16 protein-coding genes are annotated in these 13,203 nt (G+C 41.5%); 1 reads left to right on the top strand and 15 read right to left on the bottom strand.

Annotated features, from left to right (window positions below; genetic code table 11):
- Positions 1 to 117 precede the first annotated feature (117 nt).
- The 5 genes from AXF18_RS04505 to leuS all read right to left on the bottom strand — a co-directional run bounded on the left by AXF18_RS04505 (position 118) and on the right by leuS (position 5,989).
- Positions 118 to 702, bottom strand: a complete 585-nt coding sequence (locus tag AXF18_RS04505) for a nucleotidyltransferase family protein (protein WP_049520811.1) — start codon at positions 700 to 702, stop codon at positions 118 to 120.
- Positions 683 to 1,681 carry a Holliday junction branch migration DNA helicase RuvB gene (gene ruvB, locus AXF18_RS04500; protein WP_080980700.1) on the bottom strand — a complete coding sequence of 333 codons (999 nt, stop codon included), beginning with the start codon at positions 1,679 to 1,681 and terminating at the stop codon, positions 683 to 685. The genes AXF18_RS04505 and ruvB overlap by 20 nt, the downstream gene beginning before the upstream one ends.
- 487 nt (positions 1,682 to 2,168) lie before the next feature.
- Positions 2,169 to 2,585, bottom strand: coding sequence for a GNAT family N-acetyltransferase (locus tag AXF18_RS04495; protein ID WP_065371534.1), 417 nt, complete (start codon positions 2,583 to 2,585; stop codon positions 2,169 to 2,171).
- Between the two features lie 11 nt (positions 2,586 to 2,596).
- Positions 2,597 to 3,292 carry a GNAT family N-acetyltransferase gene (locus tag AXF18_RS04490; protein WP_001144889.1) on the bottom strand — a complete coding sequence of 232 codons (696 nt, stop codon included), beginning with the start codon at positions 3,290 to 3,292 and terminating at the stop codon, positions 2,597 to 2,599.
- A 195-nt stretch (positions 3,293 to 3,487) separates the two neighbouring features.
- A complete protein-coding gene (gene leuS, locus AXF18_RS04485) occupies positions 3,488 to 5,989 on the bottom strand; it encodes a leucine--tRNA ligase (protein ID WP_065371533.1) in 2,502 nt (833 codons plus the stop codon).
- A 168-nt stretch (positions 5,990 to 6,157) separates the two neighbouring features.
- Here leuS and AXF18_RS04480 point away from each other — a divergent pair, with 168 nt between their 5' ends.
- Entirely contained in the window at positions 6,158 to 6,721 is a 564-nt protein-coding gene (locus tag AXF18_RS04480; RefSeq protein WP_065371532.1) for an isoprenylcysteine carboxylmethyltransferase family protein, read from the top strand.
- 291 nt (positions 6,722 to 7,012) lie between these two features.
- On the opposite strand, the gene AXF18_RS04475 is transcribed toward AXF18_RS04480, so the two are convergent.
- The 10 genes from AXF18_RS04475 to AXF18_RS04430 form a co-directional block, all read right to left on the bottom strand.
- Entirely contained in the window at positions 7,013 to 7,705 is a 693-nt protein-coding gene (locus AXF18_RS04475) for a histidine phosphatase family protein (protein ID WP_000049281.1), read from the bottom strand.
- Positions 7,706 to 7,940: 235 nt separating this feature from the next.
- Entirely contained in the window at positions 7,941 to 9,278 is a 1,338-nt protein-coding gene (locus tag AXF18_RS04470; RefSeq protein WP_065371531.1) for a PFL family protein, read from the bottom strand.
- Positions 9,279 to 9,287: 9 nt separating this feature from the next.
- On the bottom strand, positions 9,288 to 9,554 hold the full coding sequence (locus AXF18_RS04465) for an ACT domain-containing protein (protein WP_065371530.1): 267 nt from the start codon (positions 9,552 to 9,554) through the stop codon (positions 9,288 to 9,290).
- 263 nt (positions 9,555 to 9,817) lie between these two features.
- A complete protein-coding gene (gene rplQ, locus AXF18_RS04460; protein WP_065371529.1) occupies positions 9,818 to 10,204 on the bottom strand; it encodes a 50S ribosomal protein L17 in 387 nt (128 codons plus the stop codon).
- Between the two features lie 11 nt (positions 10,205 to 10,215).
- A complete protein-coding gene (locus AXF18_RS04455) occupies positions 10,216 to 11,151 on the bottom strand; it encodes a DNA-directed RNA polymerase subunit alpha (protein ID WP_000568993.1) in 936 nt (311 codons plus the stop codon).
- Between the two features lie 42 nt (positions 11,152 to 11,193).
- Positions 11,194 to 11,577 (bottom strand): 30S ribosomal protein S11, encoded by a 384-nt coding sequence (rpsK, locus tag AXF18_RS04450; protein ID WP_001118385.1) that lies wholly within the window; start codon positions 11,575 to 11,577, stop codon positions 11,194 to 11,196.
- 17 nt (positions 11,578 to 11,594) lie between these two features.
- Positions 11,595 to 11,960 (bottom strand): 30S ribosomal protein S13, encoded by a 366-nt coding sequence (rpsM, locus tag AXF18_RS04445; protein ID WP_000090781.1) that lies wholly within the window; start codon positions 11,958 to 11,960, stop codon positions 11,595 to 11,597.
- Positions 11,961 to 11,977: 17 nt separating this feature from the next.
- Positions 11,978 to 12,094 carry a 50S ribosomal protein L36 gene (gene rpmJ, locus AXF18_RS04440; RefSeq protein ID WP_001808836.1) on the bottom strand — a complete coding sequence of 39 codons (117 nt, stop codon included), beginning with the start codon at positions 12,092 to 12,094 and terminating at the stop codon, positions 11,978 to 11,980.
- Positions 12,095 to 12,118: 24 nt separating this feature from the next.
- Positions 12,119 to 12,337, bottom strand: coding sequence for a translation initiation factor IF-1 (gene infA / locus AXF18_RS04435; protein ID WP_001029883.1), 219 nt, complete (start codon positions 12,335 to 12,337; stop codon positions 12,119 to 12,121).
- A 116-nt stretch (positions 12,338 to 12,453) separates the two neighbouring features.
- Positions 12,454 to 13,092, bottom strand: a complete 639-nt coding sequence (locus AXF18_RS04430) for an adenylate kinase (protein WP_001050433.1) — start codon at positions 13,090 to 13,092, stop codon at positions 12,454 to 12,456.
- Between the last annotated feature and the right edge of the window lie 111 nt (positions 13,093 to 13,203).

The raw sequence follows: 13,203 nt of genomic DNA, 5'->3' as shown, positions 1-13,203 counted from the left end.
CAAAAAATAAGCCGCCTGATTGGGCGACTTAATTTTATAGGGAGATTATTATGAAAAAGTTTTAGGAGTTTAAGTTAAGTTCCTCTTAACTTATGAACCTAGTATACCGTCCCTAACTTAAATTTTTCTTAAGTTTTTTGAGAAAGTCAGATTTTTCCATTTTTCTTGCCAATTTTTCTTGGACAATCGTTCTTGATAGAGCTTCATTCGGTCCTCATTATCTAGGAAATGAGGAGTTGGGGATACGTGAAAGTTAAAAATATCCTCTAAACCATAAGGCGCAAAGAGCTCTAAAGTTGTGTCAGCATGCAAACGAAGACCTACCGCCGTACAGCGCTCAGGATATTTACTCATAGCATCACGAGAACTGGTATAGGGAGCAGTGTGTGGACTGTGCTGGTGCATATAGACCTGATTTTTCAACTCCCACCGATACTGAGGAAAATCTTCTCTCATCTTGTTCTCCAGGGTTACTGTTTCCTCATAAGAAATATCTGGATCAAAGAAAATCACATCCACATCCGTTTCATGATCAAAAGGGGATTTATCTGACAAGAGATTCCAGATGAAATTCCTGACTGAACCTGCCGCCAACCAGGAGTCTTTCAGACCAAGGTTACGAATGATGGGCAAAATAGCCATTATATCTGGATTTTCTCTAAAAACGTCTAGAATTTCTTGCTTATTTTTCATTGTATTCATACCCTAAATGCTCATATGCCTTAGCTGTCGCCACCCGTCCAGAACGAGTTCGCATGATAAAGCCTTTTTGGATGAGGTAGGGTTCGTACATATCTTCTACCGTCTCACGCTCCTCGGCGATATTAACCGAAAGGGTTCCCAGCCCGACAGGACCACCACCGTACATCTCAATCATGGTACGGAGGATTTTTTGGTCCACATAGTCTAGACCTTCACGGTCAACATCCAGCATGGTCAAAGCCTTATCGGTAATGACATCATCGATAACCCCATTTCCCATAATCTGGGCAAAATCGCGCACGCGCTTAAGGAGGCGATTGGCGATACGAGGAGTTCCCCGACTACGCAAGGCCAGCTCAGCAGCTGCCTCGTGGGTGATTGCCATCTCAAAGATATCTGCCGTCCGCTCAACAATCTCCGTCAAATCAGCATGGGCATAGTATTCCATATGGCCTGTAATCCCGAAACGTGCTCTCAAAGGATTAGAAAGCATACCCGCACGGGTCGTTGCACCAATCAAGGTAAAAGGTGGCAAGTCCAAATGAACACTGCGACTGCCTTCACCAGCACCAATCATGATATCAATGTAGAAGTCTTCCATGGCACTATAAAGCACCTCTTCCACCGACATGGGCAAGCGATGAATCTCGTCAATAAAGAGAACGTCTCCAGGTTCCAAATCATTCAAAATCGCTACCAGATCCCCCGCTTTTTCAATGACAGGACCAGATGTTTGCTTGAGATTGACTCCCAGTTCATTGGCAATAACAAAGGCCATGGTTGTTTTCCCGAGACCTGGAGGACCAAATAAAAGAACATGGTCCAGTGCCTCATCCCGCATTTTGGCAGCCTCGATAAAGATTTGCAGCTGGTCCTTGACCTTATCCTGACCGATATATTCACGTAAATACTGAGGACGGAGCGTACGTTCGACTAACTCCTCATCCCCCATGATTTCATTATCTAAAATTCTACTCATGGCTCTATTATATCAAAAATCCAAGCCACAAACAAAAAAGCCACCTGATTGGGTGGCCTCTTTAGGGAGATTATTATGAAAAAGAAAAGTTTAGGATTTCATTAAATAAAGTTAGGAGGTCTTTATTTAATGGTTATATGATACAAGATGAATCTTAAAGCTAACTTAACTTTTTCTCTGATTTATCATTTTTTAAAAAATTTTTTTACAAATGGATTTTTCCTCTCCAAGTCATAAAAAGCCACCTGATTGGGTGACTTCTTTAGGAGATTATGATGAAAAAGAAAAGTTTGGGATTTCATTAAATAAAGGGTACTCAATGAAAATCGAAATCAGACTAGGCAGATAGACGCAAGCGTAACTATAGTTAGCTAAGTCGACTCTAACGAAGTATGGTGAGATTTTCGAAGAGTATTAGGAGGTCTTTATTTAATAACTATATGATACAAGAGGATACTTAAACTTTACTTAAGAAAAAATAATTTTTTTATCTTTTTCGATCCACCCAAATCATTCCTGTACAATCATAAGTAGATAAGGTTTCAAATCCCAGAGATCGATAGAATCCCAAGTTTTTTTCTGTCTGTTCGGTCACTAGTTGGACTTGATAGGCATCTTTGTAATCACCTAAAGCCTCTTTCATCAAGTCGCTACCAATCCCTTGGCGCTGATAGCTAGGCAAAACGATCAAATCCTGGACAAAAATCGATGAAAAACCATCTCCGACCAAACGGACCAAACCCACCACAGCATCTCCATCAAGTGCCAGATAAATCGCTAATGAGTGAGACAAGGCCTTCTCCAGCATCTGAGGTTGATGGGTATAATTTGTCCAACCGACAGCCTGATAGAGATGCAAAACATCCTCTAACTTGACAATTTCTTGCTTTTTAATAGTGATCATGTCAACACCTCTTAAAGTTCTCTCAAGCTCTTGTACTGTCGTCCATTTTTATCAAAATTTTCAGGAGCCAACCATGTTTCTAAACGATCTTTGACTTGAGGCCAGTCCTTATCAATCATAGACAGCCAATCCGTATCACGTGTACGTCCCTTATAAACAACTGCCTGGCGGAAGGTTCCTTCATAAACAAAGCCCAAACGCTCCGCAGCTCGTCTGGATGGCAGATTTAGAGCATCGCATTTCCACTCATAGCGACGATAGTTAAGCTCCTCAAAAACATAGCGAGCTAGGAGATATTGAGCCTCTGTCCCTATACGTGTTCCCCTTAATTCTGGAGAAAAAGTGACGGCACCCACTTCTATTACTCGGTTATTCTGGTCAATACGCATGAGAGAAAAAGTCCCCAAAGCCTTACCAGTTGCCTTGTCTATAATCGCATAGTAAAAACGGTCCTTACGAGCCAACATCTGATTTAAGACGGTAACCAGTTCCTCCATATCTGCCACCGGCTCCTGAAAGAGGTAGGTCCACATCTCCCGAGGAGTATCTGGACCATAAACAGCTAATAAATCCTCCGCATGCTTTTCCACCGAAAGAGCCTCTATCCGAGCGTAGCGCCCTTCTAAGAAATCAATGGAAGGCAATTCTCCTGGAGTATAACCTTCCATTGACTCACCAATTATCTGACCATATTCATTTACTGGCATTGTTTTCTCCTTGTTTTACTTTTCAAACTTTATAATTGCACATAGTATATCATACTTTCATGAAAAAATTCAAAAAATCCTCCAGAGTTCAGCTCTGGAGGATTCCTATCTTATTTCACAACAATATTAACCAATTTAGTTGGCTTCAATAGTCCAGTGGACTATTGAAGGTGGCAGATAGAGATAATAAACTCGTTATTTAACGACGATATTAACGAGTTTGTTAGGTACCGCAATCACTTTCACGATTTCCTTACCGTCAATCTCTGCTTTGACTTTTTCATCCGCTAGAGCAATTTCTTGCAATTCTTCACGTGATAGGTCTTTAGCGACCATGAGTTTGGCACGGACTTTTCCTTTGATTTGGATGACGATTTCGATTTCGTCTTCAACCAATTTGCTTTCGTCCCAAGTTGGCCAAGCTACATAAGAGATGGACTCACCTGTTGCAGCAACAGTTTGCCAGAGTTCTTCTGCCAAGTGAGGTGCAAATGGGGCAATCAATTGGATAAAGCCTTTGGCGTAGTCCACATAGAGTTTGTCTTCCTTATTAGCAGCGTTGACAAAGACCATAAGTTGGGCAATGGCTGTGTTGAATTTCATGGATTCGATTTGCTCAGTAACAGATTTAACGGTTTCATTGTAAACCTTGTCAAGAGCACCATTATTTTCCGCAACAATTTCTTTACTTGTAATCAAACGGTAAACACGGTCAAGGAACTTACGGCTTCCTTCCAGACCTTCTTCTGACCAAGCAATTGAAGCATCAAGTGGCCCCATGAACATTTCATAAACACGAAGGGTATCGGCACCATATTGTTCCACCACATCGTCTGGGTTAACAACGTTCTTGAGCGATTTAGACATCTTGGCTGGTGCTTGCTCCAACTCTTCTCCTGTTTCCAGATGGAAGAAAGAACCGTCACGTTTTTCAACCTTATCAGTCGCTACAAGAGCTCCACGGTGGTCACGGTAGCTTGTTCCCAAAATCATCCCTTGGTTAAAGAGTTTTTGGAATGGTTCCTTAGTCGGAACAACACCGAGGTCATAGAGGAATTTGTGCCAGAAACGAGCATAGAGCAAGTGAAGTACAGCATGCTCTGCACCACCCACGTAGATATCTACTGGCAACCATTGTTTGAGGAGGTCCTCATCAGCCAATTTCTCAGTATTGTGCGGGTCAATATAGCGGAGGTAGTACCAGCTTGAACCAGCCCATTGTGGCATGGTGTTGGTTTCACGACGACCTTTGACGCCATCTTCACGAGTCACTTCCAGCCAATCTGTCAAGTTAGCCAACGGGCTTTCACCAGTACCTGAAGGACGGATGTCCTTGGTTACTGGCAAGACAAGTGGCAATTCATTTTCAGGAACAGCTGTTGAAGTCCCATCTTCCCAATGAATGATTGGGATTGGCTCACCCCAGTAACGTTGACGGCTAAAGAGCCAGTCGCGGAGACGGTAGGTAACCTTCTCTTGTCCACAACCTTTCTCTTCCAACCAAGCCACAATTTTAGCAATAGCGTCTTCTTCGTTAAGGCCATCTAGGAAGTCTGAATTGACATGAAGACCATCTTCAGTATAGGCAGCTTCTGCTACATTTCCACCTTCTAGGACTTCTACGATTGGAAGGTCAAATTGTTTGGCAAATTCCCAGTCACGTTGGTCATGGGCAGGCACGGCCATGACAGCACCTGTTCCATAACTAGCAAGAACATAGTCTGCAATCCAGATTGGGATTTCCTTGCCATTGACAGGATTGATGGCAAAAGCACCCGTCCAAACACCAGTTTTTTCCTTGGCAAGGTCGGTACGAGCCAAGTCAGACTTGAGACTAGCTTGGTGTTTGTAGTCTGCAACTGCATCAGCTTGCTCTGGACTTGTGATGGCATCTACTAGTTCATGCTCAGGAGCCAAGACTGTGAAGGTCGCACCGAAAAGAGTATCAGGACGAGTTGTAAAGACGGTGAATTCCTTGTCTGTTCCTTTTACTTTGAAGGTTACATTGGCACCAGTTGATTTCCCAATCCAGTTACGTTGCATATCCTTGATAGACTCTGGCCAATCCAACTCATCCAAGTCGTTAAGCAAGCGCTCTGCATAGGCCGTAATTTTGAGCATCCATTGGCGCATTGGTTTGCGGACAACGGGATAGCCACCACGCTCAGAAGTTCCATCAGGAAGCACTTCTTCGTTGGCAATGGCTGTTCCTAGTTCCTCAACCCAGTTTACTGGCACTTCCGCTTCATAGGCCAAGCCTTTTTCGTAAAGCTTGGTGAAAATCCACTGCGTCCATTTGTAGTAGTTTGGATCTGTTGTGTTGACTTCACGGTCCCAGTCGTAAGAGAATCCAAGCGCATTGATTTGACGTTTGAAGTTGGCAATGTTTTCTGCTGTAAATTCTGCCGGGTCATTCCCCGTATCCATAGCGTATTGCTCAGCTGGCAAACCAAAGGCATCCCAACCCATTGGGTGAAGGACATTGTAACCTTGGGCACGTTTGTAACGGCTAAGGATATCAGTCGCTGTATAACCTTCTGGGTGTCCTACGTGCAATCCAGCTCCTGAAGGATATGGGAACATATCGAGAGCATAAAACTTCGGTTTTGATGCATCTGTTCCTGTCTTAAATGTATGATGTTCTGCCCAGTAGCCCTGCCACTTAGGCTCAATTTCTTTATGATTGTAAAAACTCATGGTCTCTCTCCAATTTTATGATGTTACTATTATACCATTTTCAAGAGATTTTTACAGATGAAATCATGAAGTTTCCATTGATACCTATTACAAAACATACTCTAACTATTTCCTTTTAATTGACCACTAAAATTGAAAGTTGTATAATGCTAACTGGAGGAAATAATCATGGATTTACAAACTATTTTTGCATATGGGTTCATTCTCATTTTCATCATCACAGAAACGTGGATTAAAAGGAAAACAAAATCAAACAATGAAAATAACTCTGAAGACAAAGGAAGTCGTTACATCATTATTGGTAGTGTTGTTTGTTGTCTTCTATTAATGAATGAACAACTTCTACCTTCTATAGCTCAATTGCCACATTTTTTGATCTATATTGGAATTCTCCTTTCTCTAGCCGGCTTTGTATTACGTATCTATGCAGTTAATTATCTTGGGAAGAATTTTACACTTGCGGTTCAAACAACAGATAGTCAGCAGTTGGTAGAAGCAGGTCCCTACTCTATAGTAAGAAATCCTGCCTATACTGGTAGCATCGTATCCATACTTGGCTTGTCAATTGTTTCATTAAATCCTCTCATAATTATTATTTGTCTCATTCTATTGGTAGTTGGTTACAGTATTCGATTAAAAGTAGAAGAAAAAGCCTTATACAATCATTTTGGAGAAGCATATGAAACATACTGTCAAAAGGTTCGCTATCGAATTTTCCCTTATATTTGGTAATTTCATTCAAATATAACATACCTTTCAACTAGATTTGAATGATTACTAAACATGATAAATATTTTTTTAATGAAGGATTGAGTTTTGCGTTATGCAAGATTCAATCTTTTTAGTTTGATTTCACTCTGTTTATATCGGATACCACTATGTTGGACTTTAGGGTATTATTTCTCTAAAATAATTCTAGCTTTCCTTTCATAACATCTCCCAAAAATTTTTACTTTTTCGGAACTATTGATTTAAATCATATCCTTTAACTCAAAATTAGCTCCTAATCGGAGCTAACTTCTATTAACTATTTGTCTCTAACATCTTCTCACGTCCGAGCTCTCGATAACTACGGTCACCAACAACTTCTACGCTAAACTGACCGTCCTCATATTCAAGAATCGTCACGCTACCATTATCGAGACCATGCGGATGCATGCCATTGATCAGATAAACAATGGTACCAATCGTCATTCCATGGCTCACAACGAGGGCATTACCCCCACCTTGTTCTTCCATTTCTTTAGCAATCGCTTCAAAGCCTTCCTTGATTCGACCACTGAGTTTTTCCCAACCTTCAGCCCAGCCTGCAGTATCAACCTCTACCAAACCTTCTGCTAGTTCTGCATAGGACAACTGATGAACATGGTCTACATTGAAAATTCTCGGAATCAATCCCATAAAGAGGTCCCCATCATAGGCCCCATCAAAACTACCAAAGCACCACTCTCTGATGCGCTTGTCCATGCGGTAAGGGATTTTCCCCTGTAGTCCAAGTTCTTCTAGGATAATTCCCATGGTTTGAATAGTGCGACCTGAATCACTGGAATAAGCGCGGTCAAACTGCAAGCCAGACTCTCTCAAGCCAATTCCCAGTTCATGGATTCCCAACTCACCTTCTGCAGTCAGAGGTGTATCACTCCATCCTTGAGCACGTCCAATGGTGTTAAACATCGTTTTCCCATGACGGACCAAATACAATCTTACTTTAGACATTTTCTATCCTCCATTTTCTTCTATTATATCATGGATCAAAGAAATATTCGGCTTTCAAAAGCAAAGCCAACATTTGTAAATTATCCAAAAGAAAAGCTACCCTCATGGTAGCTTCCCTAGGAGATTATTATGAAAAAGTTTAGGATTTCTATTAAACAAAGTTAGGAGGTCTTCATTTAATGATTATAGTATACACATCCATCCTTAAAAACAACTTAAATCATCTCACTTTTTCTCAATTTTTAAAACTATGGATTGGAGCTGGGATTTGCCCACCGCGAGAGATGAAATCAACAGACGAAGCCCCGTTGACTTTCATCACTGGAGCTGTCCCTAGCAAGCCACCAAACTCAATCATATCGCCTTCTTTGCCCTTTGGAATAATACGAACAGCTGTCGTTTTCATGTTAATAACACCGATTGCCGCCTCATCTGCAATCATAGCTGCAATGGTTTCAGCAGGCGTATCTTCCGGAATGGCAATCATATCCAGTCCAACTGAACAGATAGCCGTCATGGCTTCTAGTTTCTCTAAATTCAGAGAGCCATCTTGCACCGCAGCAATCATCCCCTCATCTTCAGAAACGGGGATAAAAGCACCTGACAAGCCACCGACTTGGTTACAAGCCATCACTCCGCCCTTCTTAACTTGGTCATTCAAAAGAGCGAGGGCAGCCGTTGTCCCATGCGTACCAACTGTTTCTAGGCCCATTTCCTCAAGGACACGAGCCACAGAATCACCAACTGCAGGAGTAGGTGCCAAGCTTAGGTCGACAATTCCAAAGTCAACACCAAGGCGTTCACTCGCCATTTGTCCAACCAGCTGACCGATACGAGTAATCTTAAAGGCTGTTTTCTTGACTGTTTCCGCTACTACATCAAAGCTCTCTCCACGAACCTTTTCCAAGGCACGCTTGACCACACCAGGACCCGAAACCCCGACATTGATGATAACATCTGCTTCGCCAACACCATGAAAGGCCCCTGCCATAAAAGGATTGTCCTCAACAGCGTTAGCAAATACGACCAATTTGGCCGCACCCATATCTGATAAGTTCGCTGTTTCCTTGATGATACGTCCCATATCAGCGACCGCAGTCATGTTGATACCTGACTTAGTTGAGCCAATGTTAACAGACGAACAAACCTTGTCTGTCTCAGCTAGAGCGCGTGGGATAGAATTGATGAGAATTTCATCTCCTTTTTGGTAGCCTTTTTGTACCAAGGCAGAGAATCCACCGATAAAGTCAACACCAATCTCCTTGGCAGCCTTGTCAAGTGCCTTTGCCAAAACAAGATAGTCTGTCGCATCAGTCGCAGCACCAATCAATGAAATCGGAGTCACCGATACCCGTTTATTAACAATAGGAATCCCAAGTTCTGCAGCAATTTCATCTCCTACAGCCACTAAATTTGCAGCTTTAGTGGTGATTTTTTGGTAAATCTTTTCAGCAGCACGATTGATATCTGGATCAATACAGTCCAAAAGGGAAATCCCCATGGTGATGGTTCTTATATCGAAGTTCTGCTCCTCGATCATGGCAATGGTTTCTGTAACTTGTCTAATATCCATGATAACCTCCTAGATATTATACATAGCGTCAAAAATCGCCGCACTTTGAATATTGATTTTGACATTCAAGGTCTGACCGAAAGTTTCAAACTCATTTCGTAGATAAGTGAAATCCTGTTTTTCGTCACTAGAAACGACCGCCATCATAGTAAAGTATTCATCCAACACCGTCTGAGAAATATCGTCAATATTCAAACCCAAGTCTGCAATCTTAGTAGACACGCCTGCAACGATCCCAGCCTTGTCCTTACCAACCACTGTAATAATAGCCTTCATCCTTATACCCCATTTCGACGATTTTTAGAAAACCTGAACGTTTTTGATTTTCTTTTTTCCTAGTATAGCATATTTCCATAGAAAATACTAAAAAACGCCTGCTTACGAAGTTGTTCTTAAGAAAAAAACAATTTCGTAAACAAGCGTCTACCCTATCAAATGATGATGAGTGTTCCCGCTAGGACCGAAGTCCCAGCGGTAGACCAGAGCTAGACTAAGAGCACAAGACTCCATCATCATAACACTCAACAAAATTGATGATTTTATACTAATTCGATAATCGCCATTGGCGCAGCATCACCACGACGTGGTTCAGTTTTAAGGATACGAGTGTATCCACCGTTACGTTCAGCATAACGAGGTGCGATTTCTGAGAACAATTTTTGAAGTGCTGTAGTAGAAGTGTACTTTTCAGTTGCTTCATCATAGTTTTCAGATGCGATTTCATTACGTACGAAAGCAGCTGCTTGACGACGTGCATGCAAATCACCACGTTTACCTAGAGTAATCATTTTTTCAACAGTTTTACGGATTTCTTTAGCACGAGCTTCAGTTGTCACGATTGATTCGTTGATCAAAAGGTCAGTTGTCAAATCGCGAAGCATTGCTTTACGTTGTGAGCTAGTGCGTCCTAGTTTACGGTAAGCCATGTATTCCTCCTTTATTTATCTTTTAATCCAAGACCCAAATCAATGAGTTTGAGTTTCACTTCTTCCAAACTCTTGCGTCCAAGATTTCGTACTTTCATCATCTCTGCTTCAGATTTTTCTGTCAAATCATGCACAGTGTTGATACCGGCACGTTTCAAACAGTTGTATGAACGCACAGACAAGTCCAGTTCCTCAATCGTACGATCCAAAATACGATCGTCAGATTCAGTATCAGCTTCTTTCATCACTTCAGTTGACTTAGCAATCTCAGTAAGATTTGTAAACAAATCAAGATGTTCTGTCAAGATACGCGCTGAAAGCCCTAAAGCATCTTCTGGAATAATTGTTCCATTAGTCAAGATTTCAAGGGTTAATTTGTCAAATCCATCATTGCTACCTACACGAGCAGGCTCTACTTGATAGTTGACTTTTGTAACTGGTGTATAAATAGAATCTACAGCAAGTGTTCCAACTGGCGCATTATCTTTTTTGTTTTCATCAGCAGGTACATATCCACGACCACTGTTAACAGTCATTGTCGCTTTTAGAGAAGAACCTTCACCGATTGTAAAGAGATAATGATCTGGATTTACAATTTCAATATCACTATCAGTCAAAATGTCTCCAGCTGTAATTTCAGCGGGACCTTCAACATCCAGTTCAATGATTTTTTCGTCTTCAACGTATGATTTCACTGCAATCCCTTTAATGTTCAGAATGATTTGCATCACGTCTTCACGAACACCTGGAACTGTGTCGAACTCATGCAAGACACCTTCAATGTTGATAGATGTCACTGCTGCTCCTGGTAGAGAAGCTAGTAGTACACGACGAAGAGAGTTACCAAGAGTTGTACCGTAGCCACGTTCAAGTGGTTCGATTACAAACTTGCCATAATCTTTATTTTCATCAATTTTTGTTATATTTGGTTTTTCAAACTCAATCATTTAGTTACTCCCTCTTAAACGAAAAGCAGTGTAATGCGATGATTATACACGGCGACGTTTTGGAGGACGAGCACCATTGTGTGGCACTGGAGTCACATCACGAATTGCTGTTACTTCAAGACCAGCGGCAGCAAGCGCACGAATAGCTGACTCACGACCAGAACCTGGACCTTTTACAGTAACTTCAACTGATTTAAGACCGTGTTCTTGTGCAGATTTAGCAGCAGCTTCAGAAGCCATTTGAGCAGCGAATGGTGTAGATTTACGAGAACCTTTGAAACCAAGAGCACCAGCTGATGACCAAGCAATTGCATTACCATGCACATCAGTAATCATAACAATAGTGTTATTAAATGTAGCGTGAATATGAGCAATACCAGATTCGATATTCTTTTTCACACGACGTTTACGTGTTGGTTTAGCCAAGACTTTTACCTCCTATATTATTTTTTCTTACCAGCAATCGCAACAGCTTTACCTTTACGAGTGCGAGCGTTGTTTTTAGTGTTTTGTCCACGGACAGGAAGTCCACGACGGTGACGAATACCACGGTAAGAACCGATTTCCATCAAACGTTTGATGTTCAAGTTTACTTCACGACGAAGGTCACCTTCAACTTTGATTGCATCCACTTCACGACGGATAGCATCCTCTTGATCTGATGTAAGGTCACGTACACGAACATCTTCTGAGATTCCAGCAGCAGCCAAAATTTTCTTAGATGTTGCAAGTCCGATACCATAAACGTAAGTCAATGAGATTACTACGCGTTTGTCATTTGGAATGTCAACTCCAGCAATACGAGCCATTTTTTCTCCTTTCTATCTTATCCTTGACGTTGTTTGTGTTTTGGATTTGCTGGGCAAATTACCATAACACGACCATTACGACGAATTACTTTACAGTATTCGCAAATTGGTTTGACCGATGGTCTTACTTTCATTTCTTATCCCTCCAAGTTTTTCGATTATTTAAAGCGGTAAGTGATACGTCCACGTGTCAAGTCATATGGACTCATCTCGACAGTAACACGATCTCCCGCTAAAATACGAATATAGTTTTTACGAATTTTACCAGAAACTGTTGCTAAAATCTGATGTCCATTTTCAAGTTCAACCGTAAACATTGCGTTAGGCATTGTATCGACTACTTTGCCTTCAACTTCAATCACATCGTCTTTTGCCACGCAAAAGCACCTCCATAAATTTCGATTCGATGCCTCTGAAAACAGAGACAACAATTATAAGTCAGACTATCTCAGTATAACATTTGTAGCGATTTTTTGCAAGTGTGAAAAACGCTTTATTTCAAATTTGTCAATACTTTTTCGATGTCTTTGAACACATCATTGATATCTTGATTTCCTTCGATATCGTGGACCAATCCTTTGGCACGGTAGTGAGCAATGATTGGTTCACCTTGGGCGATATTCACATCCAAACGACGCTTCACTGTCTCAGGTTTATCATCTTCACGTTGGTAATAATCTTCCTCTTTATAGTCAACTGGTGGGTTGAAAACTTTGTGGAAGGTTTCACCTGTTTCGCGGTGGATGATACGACCACTCAAACGTTCCAAGAGACAATCTGGATTCACTTCGATATTGATCACGCCTTCTAGTTCGATACCAAGTTCCGCCAATGTTTTGTCCAAGGCATGAGCTTGTTCAATCGTACGTGGGTAACCATCCAACAAGAAACCTGTTTCTTTGATGTCGTCCTGAGAAAGGCGTTCTTTAACAATTCCATTTGTAACTTCATCCGGAACCAACTCACCTTTGTCAATATATGACTTGGCAAGTACACCCATTTCAGTTTGATTAGCCATAGCAGCACGGAACATATCTCCAGTTGAAATGTGTGCCACGTGGAATTGCTCCACAATTTTAGCTGCTTGCGTTCCCTTACCTGCTCCAGGTAAGCCCATAATCAAAAGATTCATGATAGGATCTCCTTATTTTGTATTTAAATAGAAGCAGAAATTCGTTTCAACCCCTATTTAAGAACAAAATAGAAGAGGGGAGACGAAAATCTCTCTGATAGATAGACCTTC

This window comes from Streptococcus sp. oral taxon 064 (genome assembly GCF_001683375.1).
Taxonomy (GTDB): Bacteria; Bacillota; Bacilli; order Lactobacillales; family Streptococcaceae; genus Streptococcus; species Streptococcus oralis_S.
The sequence above is the reverse complement of the archived record's forward strand: the minus strand, read 5'-3'. Positions and strand labels throughout refer to the sequence as shown.

What these genes read in the sequence shown, in the direction of transcription:
- AXF18_RS04495 (WP_065371534.1), bottom strand. Translation starts at nt 2,585, where the DNA reads ATGATCACTATTAAAAAGCAAGAAATTGTCAAGTTAGAGGATGTTTTG.
- rpmJ (WP_001808836.1), bottom strand. Translation starts at nt 12,094, where the DNA reads ATGAAAGTAAGACCATCGGTCAAACCAATTTGCGAATACTGTAAAGTA.
- AXF18_RS04430 (WP_001050433.1), bottom strand. Translation starts at nt 13,092, where the DNA reads ATGAATCTTTTGATTATGGGCTTACCTGGAGCAGGTAAGGGAACGCAA.
- rplQ (WP_065371529.1), bottom strand. Translation starts at nt 10,204, where the DNA reads ATGGCTTACCGTAAACTAGGACGCACTAGCTCACAACGTAAAGCAATG.
- AXF18_RS04475 (WP_000049281.1), bottom strand. Translation starts at nt 7,705, where the DNA reads ATGTCTAAAGTAAGATTGTATTTGGTCCGTCATGGGAAAACGATGTTT.
- ruvB (WP_080980700.1), bottom strand. Translation starts at nt 1,681, where the DNA reads ATGAGTAGAATTTTAGATAATGAAATCATGGGGGATGAGGAGTTAGTC.
- rpsM (WP_000090781.1), bottom strand. Translation starts at nt 11,960, where the DNA reads ATGGCTCGTATTGCTGGAGTTGACATTCCAAATGACAAACGCGTAGTA.
- AXF18_RS04470 (WP_065371531.1), bottom strand. Translation starts at nt 9,278, where the DNA reads ATGGATATTAGACAAGTTACAGAAACCATTGCCATGATCGAGGAGCAG.
- leuS (WP_065371533.1), bottom strand. Translation starts at nt 5,989, where the DNA reads ATGAGTTTTTACAATCATAAAGAAATTGAGCCTAAGTGGCAGGGCTAC.
- AXF18_RS04480 (WP_065371532.1), top strand. Translation starts at nt 6,158, where the DNA reads ATGGATTTACAAACTATTTTTGCATATGGGTTCATTCTCATTTTCATC.
- AXF18_RS04505 (WP_049520811.1), bottom strand. Translation starts at nt 702, where the DNA reads ATGAATACAATGAAAAATAAGCAAGAAATTCTAGACGTTTTTAGAGAA.
- AXF18_RS04455 (WP_000568993.1), bottom strand. Translation starts at nt 11,151, where the DNA reads ATGATTGAGTTTGAAAAACCAAATATAACAAAAATTGATGAAAATAAA.
- AXF18_RS04465 (WP_065371530.1), bottom strand. Translation starts at nt 9,554, where the DNA reads ATGAAGGCTATTATTACAGTGGTTGGTAAGGACAAGGCTGGGATCGTT.
- AXF18_RS04490 (WP_001144889.1), bottom strand. Translation starts at nt 3,292, where the DNA reads ATGCCAGTAAATGAATATGGTCAGATAATTGGTGAGTCAATGGAAGGT.